Annotated in this window: 6 protein-coding genes and 2 tRNA genes; 3 read left to right on the top strand and 5 right to left on the bottom strand. The window is 43.3% G+C overall.

The genetic code is table 11. The features are described 5' to 3' along the window. Positions 1–394: 394 nt before the first annotated feature. Positions 395–892 (top strand): OmpH family outer membrane protein, encoded by a 498-nt coding sequence (locus VIP81_RS04090; protein ID WP_331957202.1) that lies wholly within the window; start codon positions 395–397, stop codon positions 890–892. A 140-nt stretch (positions 893–1,032) separates the two neighbouring features. Here VIP81_RS04090 and VIP81_RS04085 read toward each other — a convergent pair whose 3' ends face one another. Together VIP81_RS04085 and VIP81_RS04080 are read right to left on the bottom strand one after the other, a co-directional pair. After that, positions 1,033–1,326 (bottom strand): GNAT family N-acetyltransferase, encoded by a 294-nt coding sequence (locus VIP81_RS04085; protein WP_159454320.1) that lies wholly within the window; start codon positions 1,324–1,326, stop codon positions 1,033–1,035. Positions 1,327–1,510: 184 nt separating this feature from the next. After that, entirely contained in the window at positions 1,511–2,383 is an 873-nt protein-coding gene (locus VIP81_RS04080; RefSeq protein ID WP_331957201.1) for an SMP-30/gluconolactonase/LRE family protein, read from the bottom strand. 115 nt (positions 2,384–2,498) lie between these two features. Between VIP81_RS04080 and VIP81_RS04075 the strand changes: the two genes are divergently transcribed. Further along, on the top strand, positions 2,499–3,479 hold the full coding sequence (locus VIP81_RS04075) for a DUF2157 domain-containing protein (protein ID WP_331957200.1): 981 nt from the start codon (positions 2,499–2,501) through the stop codon (positions 3,477–3,479). Continuing rightward, positions 3,466–4,644 (top strand): hypothetical protein, encoded by a 1,179-nt coding sequence (locus VIP81_RS04070; RefSeq protein WP_331957199.1) that lies wholly within the window; start codon positions 3,466–3,468, stop codon positions 4,642–4,644. Before VIP81_RS04075 ends, VIP81_RS04070 begins: the two co-directional genes overlap by 14 nt. A gap of 252 nt (positions 4,645–4,896) precedes the next feature. Here the strand turns inward: VIP81_RS04070 and VIP81_RS04065 are convergent. The 3 genes from VIP81_RS04065 to VIP81_RS04055 form a co-directional block, all read right to left on the bottom strand. After that, a tRNA-Gly gene (locus tag VIP81_RS04065) sits at positions 4,897–4,969 on the bottom strand. A 96-nt stretch (positions 4,970–5,065) separates the two neighbouring features. Continuing rightward, positions 5,066–5,138 (bottom strand) — tRNA-Gly (locus VIP81_RS04060). 228 nt (positions 5,139–5,366) lie between these two features. Next, positions 5,367–6,245: PepSY-associated TM helix domain-containing protein (locus VIP81_RS04055; protein WP_331957198.1), on the bottom strand; the 879-nt coding region annotated here is incomplete at its 5' end.

Genomic DNA, 6,245 nt, shown 5'->3' with positions numbered 1-6,245 from the left:
AATTCCATGCTTAGGGTTTGATATCTAACGTCAAATATAATTCCTTCTGCCAATTGAACTGATTTATTATACGACACGCTCATCACGTTTCACCCCTACGCCCGGGGGCAAAATTATTTGTGGAAACATCTTTTTGGACTCAAAACAGTCCTAAAACCTTACATCTTATTGATTATCTGTTGAATATGAAACATCATTAAGGTTTTTATATGAAAGGCTAATAATCAGGTATCTATCTCTCAACAGCATAAAAAAGCAACTGTAGGGGCTATGAAAAAGGAAATGTTACAGCTTAAGAGAACACGTTAACTTTTCCAGTCACTTTAACATTACATTATATTCATGTTAAAGAATATTTCACAACTGGACTATTAATATTGTAAAAATTATCCCGATGAAATTTATCTGTACACTTTGCCTGCTACTGTTTGGAAGTACGGTCCTCTTCGCCCAGTCTAAAACGGGCTATATAAATTTTCAACAAATGATTGGTTTCATGCCGGAGAGTAAACTGGCAAATGACACCCTGAATGCCTTGCAGGAAAAACTAAACCAGGAAGGGCAACAACTGGTAGAAGAATACACAAAAAAAGTAAAAGAATTGGATAGCGTAGGCACCATGAGTCCAGCTATGGTAGAAGTAAAGAGTGCGGAATTAAAATCCGCTCAGGCAAATATACAACGCTACCGGCAAATGACGGAACAAACCATGTCCTCCAAAGAACAGGAATTACTAACACCTATATTAGATAAAGCTAAAAAGATTTTAAAGGCGGTGGCTAACGAAAAAGGCTATACGCTGGTGATTGATAACTCCAGAGATGCGGTATTGGTATCCGCAGAAGCCGACGATCTGATGCCAGCTGTGAAAGTGAAGATGGGCATCAAATAAGAGGGCATTTGGGTATTTAGTTATTTAGTTATTTGACTGGTATAAATGTTTGACGTCTCTTCCGCCATTCTAATATTCTGCAAATGTTTATTGCCGGCAAATAATTAAATAACTAAATGTCAAATGTAACTTGTAAAGAACTATATGTGTAAGCCGTGCGCCAGCAATGTTTTCCACTGCGGATTGCTACGTACAAATTCTGCCACTTTTTTGCTGGAAGGTACCATACGGATATTCTGTGCAGAAATCTCCTCCATTACTTTTCCCAGCATCATTGGTAATACACCCTGCTTTTCCAATACCGGAGGCACTTCTGCACCAGTCAGGAAAATACGGCTTCCATTTCTTTCGTAAATTACTTTAGCCATTTGTCCAGCGATGTGCGCTTCAAACTGCCTGGCTTCCTTGTTGTCAATAATTTTAAAATCCTTCATGATCATAATTATTTTTTACACGATGTTTCTAGCGGTAGCATACTAAAGGGAAGTATCTTATGCAAAAGGGAAGTTGATATAAGATAGCATGATTGGTATTAAAATACCCTGAAAAAGCTCATTCCGTCCGCAAATATACTAATATTTTAGCAGAAAACCGTGAAACATTAATATGTAAAAATAATTAATACTTAAAGTAGTTGGCAGGTAAGCCTTTAACGGGAAGTCTTACGTGAAACACACTACCACTAAGGGGATATTCCGCTATTTGCTCCGCTGTCATATGCTCCCGGGCCGTCGTAATCAGCATTTCATCCATGTCCGCTCCTCCAAAAGCACAGGAAGAAACATGCGGCGCCGGCACTTCTACTTTACCCAACAACTCCCCCGTTTCAGGATTCCAGCAATATACACCTGCACCACCCCACTGTGCAATCCATAACATCCCATTACTATCCATCGCCATTCCATCCGGCCATCCCAGCGCAGCAGGAATACGAATGGCCACCCGCGTAAAGGCAATGGCACCCGTTTCTTCGTCATAGCTGAATTCCTGTACTGTACCTGTATGTGTATCGTTATAGTACATTTTATCACCTTTCCACACCAGTCCATTGGAAATGGTTACTCCGCTCAACTTCACTACCGGCGACGCTTTCCCGGTAATACAATACAGCTTGCCAGTGCCTTCTTCTGCCGGCATCTGCATGGTGCCGATCCATAATCTCCCCACCGGATCGCACTTACCATCGTTGCACCGCATCTGATCCCGCTCGTCCAATACTGCCAATAATTTACCCATTCCCTGCTCCGGTGAAAAAAAAGCGACACCGTCTTTCAATCCGGCGATCAGCATATTTTGTCCTGCTACCGGCACGAGCGTAGTTACATATGTACCTACCTCAAAAGCTTGCTGTTGCCCGTTTTCATGCCGCATATGAATGATATGCCCGAGTATATCTACCCAGCACCAGCTCTTTCTTTCCGGCCACCAGCAGGCGCCTTCGCCCAGCTCACTTGTTAATTGCGATAATAACACCGGTTGGTATAATTTCATAGTTCCTGTTTTTAAATCATCTTGCCGGCAAAACATCCAATATATACAATTGCACGTTGATATTGTATATTGCAGGCTATAATGACTGTTAATTTCCAGTTCTTTAACTCCCTTTATGAACGTAAAAGTATTTGAAAAACTCCAAAAAGAAGGGTTGATCAATGACGACTCCCTAGCATCCGTAAAAACAGCTGAAGCCAACCGCTTATTTTCGCTTCACTGGGAAATTAAAACGCTCTTATACCTTGGCGTGTTGCTGCTGAGCGGAGGGTTAGGTATACTCATCTATAAAAATATAGACACCATCGGCCACCAGGTAATCCTGCTGATCATCGGCGTGATCTGTGCAGGTTGTTTCAGCTATTGTATCCGGCAAAAACCACCGTTTTCCTGGGAGCAGGTAAAAGCGCCCAATACCTTTTTCGATTATGCGTTACTGTTAGGTTGTCTTACGTTCGTTACATTTATCGGATACCTCCAGTTTCAATATACCGCGTTCGGTACGGCATACGGTCTGGCTACTTTTATTCCATTGGCAGCGCTCAGCATCAGCGCTTATTATTTCGATCATCTGGGCGTACTTTCTATGGCCATCACCAACCTTGCGGCCTGGATGGGCATCGCTGCCACACCGTTGCAACTGTTTTCTGCCAATGATTTCAGCAGCGGCAGCATTATTTATACCGGCGTATTGTTAGGCGCCATCCTGTTATCGCTGGCGATGATATCTACCAAAAAAAATCTGAAAAAACATTTTGCATTTACCTACCAGAACTTCGGCACGCACATTATTTTCATTGCCTGTATTGCCGGCATGTGTGTGTTTGATGCTACCTATTTTCTTTGGTTCCTCTTTATGGCAGCCATTGGCACTTACATCTTCCTGCAGGCTTTCCGGGAACATTCTTTCTACTTTGTGTTGCTGGCCGTATTATACGGCTACCTCGCCTTCAGTATTGTGGTGTTTCGATTGCTTGTCATCATGTCGGATATCGGCGCTGTTTACCTCGGATTTTTCTATATGATCGGCTCTGCCATCGCTGTTATTTTGTTATTGATTAACCTCAACAAAAAAATTAAAAATGCTCGCGTATAATTCCGATACACTTGACAACCTGGAAATAAAAGAAGAAGCGGAAATAGCGCTGCGCAAGGATTGTATTGATGTGACTACGTATAAAGCCATTGAAGCGGCACATCGGGTAAATTTTTATACGCCTAATCCGATTATCAAAATTGGCCTGTTTATACTCACCGTTGTTATCGTTTGCTTTTCGCTGGGATTGCTCGCGTTAATGTTGGCCGATACGCTACACAGCGAAAAAGGATTTGCGGGGCTTTGTATTTTCGCAGGACTGGCCTGTTACGTGGCGCTGGAATTATTCATACGGGAAAAGAAATTATTCCGCGCTGGTGTAGATGATGCGTTGTTATGGGGTACTGTATTGCTGTGGATCAGTAGTCTGGTGCTATACGATAACATTGACCACGTTACCATGACGCACTGGTGCCTGGTTACTTTTGTAGTAACGTTGCTGGCCACCCTACGCTTTGCTGATATGGTAATGGCAGGAACGGCATTCCTCGCGTTTCTGGGACTTATTTTCAGCCTTTTGATCGAACTGGGGCCGGTTGCTAAAACCATCCTGCCTTTTATGGTAATGGTCCTTTCTGTGGCCATTTATTTTATAGTAAGACGATGGATGAGTCAACGTGCTTTCCGGCACTACGATCATTGTTTGACGGTGGTATCGGTACTGGCCTTACTCACCCTTTACCTGGTGGGCAATTACTTTGTTGTCAGAGAAATCAGCAACGAAATGTTTGACCTGCAGCTAAAGGATGGAGAGTCTATCCCCGGCGCATTTTTCTTCTGGATCTATACTGTTGTTATCCCATTGGTATACCTCTACCTGGGTATTCGTAAAAAAGATGCGATTCTGTTACGTACCGGCATGATCCTGCTGGCCGCCATTGTATTTACCATCCGGTACTATCACAGTGTAATGCCGCTGGAAACAGCGATGGTAACAGGTGGACTGGTATTAACTTTTGGCGCCTGGGCGCTGATACGCTATCTGCAGGTGCCCCGTCAGGGTTTCACCTACGTAGAAACCGATGAGCCTTCTCTGGCCGATAAACTGAAACTGGAATCGCTGATCATTGCTCAAACCTATGTACCGGGAGCGCCCGCACCGGCTCAAAATATGGATTTTGGTGGTGGAACCGGCGGTGGTGGCGGCGCCAGTGGGGACTATTAACGCGATTTTTTGTCTTTGTCCAAGATTATACTGATGTTGATGATTTTCCGGATTTTTACTTTTTTGATTTTATAAGATTAAAAAGATGAGGGAAGATATTAGCGAATTTTATCCGCTAATATCTTCCCTTATCTTTTTAATCCGGAAAAAAAATCCGGAAAATCATCAACATCAGTATAATCCTGGACAAAGACAAAAAATCGCATACCGGCATAAAAAAAGCCTGACTGAAATAATCAGTCAGGCTTAAAGAGCGAAAGACCGGGCTCGAACCGGCCACCCCGACCTTGGCAAGGTCGTGCTCTACCAAATGAGCTACTTTCGCAGATGTATTAAGAACTTCGGGATGGTTGACTCCGCATATGATACTGTTTCCGAAGAAACAGCTTTTTGCGTACCTGCTATCCCAACAGGTATATAGAGCGAAAGACCGGGCTCGAACCGGCCACCCCGACCTTGGCAAGGTCGTGCTCTACCAAATGAGCTACTTTCGCGGGTATTAAAAACTTCGTTATTTTAAGAACTCTTCCCTTCGACGTGCATTCTTTCGTTTGCTTTGCCCCGTGGCGTTTTCGTTGGGATTGCAAAGATAGGAAACGGCATGAAAACACAAAATTTTTTTTCAAACTTTTCTGAAAAATTTTTGCACGGATATATGCATCAACTTACTGGAACACAGATCTGTAAAGCATTTCAAGAGAAAAATTAGTAACACTTTTTATTTACATTGTGTTCGTTGTAGCTACTTCCCGAATGACTAATGACTTCTTTTTAGACTTTTTCTGCTTACCCCACCATACCAAGAAACCCGTTACGGGTAAGGAAGCACAGATTAAACTGATGATAAATGCCAGGATCTTTCCGGCTATTCCGCCAATGGCGCCTACATGAATATCGTAGTTCATTTCTATTAACCGCTCGCCCGCATTCTTATGCGTGTCATTGCGTCTGCCCAGTAGTTTTGCGCTGTATTGATCAAACTGCAATTCATCTGCTCCGTAGTAAGTTTCTTTTCCTTTATAGCCCCCGATTACGTTCACTCCTTTTTCGCCACTGGCAGGATATATGAAAATGCGGCTGGCGCCTTTCAACAGCGGTATCGCTTTTTCAAACGCTATATCCAGCGGATTGCCGGTCAGCGAAGCTGTTCCCTTTACAGACTCGTGCAACGATCTGTCGGGCGGTGTGGTGCTGCCGGAAGCCACTACATATACGGTGGTCTGAAACCAGGTAAATGCCCATACCATACCTGTTAACGCCAGCACCAATGCGAAAATCAGGGCATAGAAACCCAGTACATTATGCAGGTCATAGTTCACCCTTTTAAAACTGGCGTTCCACTTCACTTTAAAACTCTTATCACGAGTCCCTTTGCTCCACTTTTCAGGCCACCACATGATCAATCCGGTAATCAGCAGGAGTACAAAAATGAACACACTCCAGCCCACAATCGGCTGCCCGTAAGGTGTATTCAGTAATAAACTCCAGTGAATCGATTTTATGATGGAGAAGAAATTATACTTATAGTCAATGATGCCGGTTACTTTTCCGGTATAAGGATTTACCATGGCGGCTTCATAATATTCCATCCCACCGAAATA

It is taken from the genome of Chitinophaga sp., from assembly GCF_036566945.1.
Taxonomy (GTDB): Bacteria; Bacteroidota; Bacteroidia; order Chitinophagales; family Chitinophagaceae; genus Chitinophaga.
This window is presented reverse-complemented; position numbering and strand designations above follow the sequence as displayed.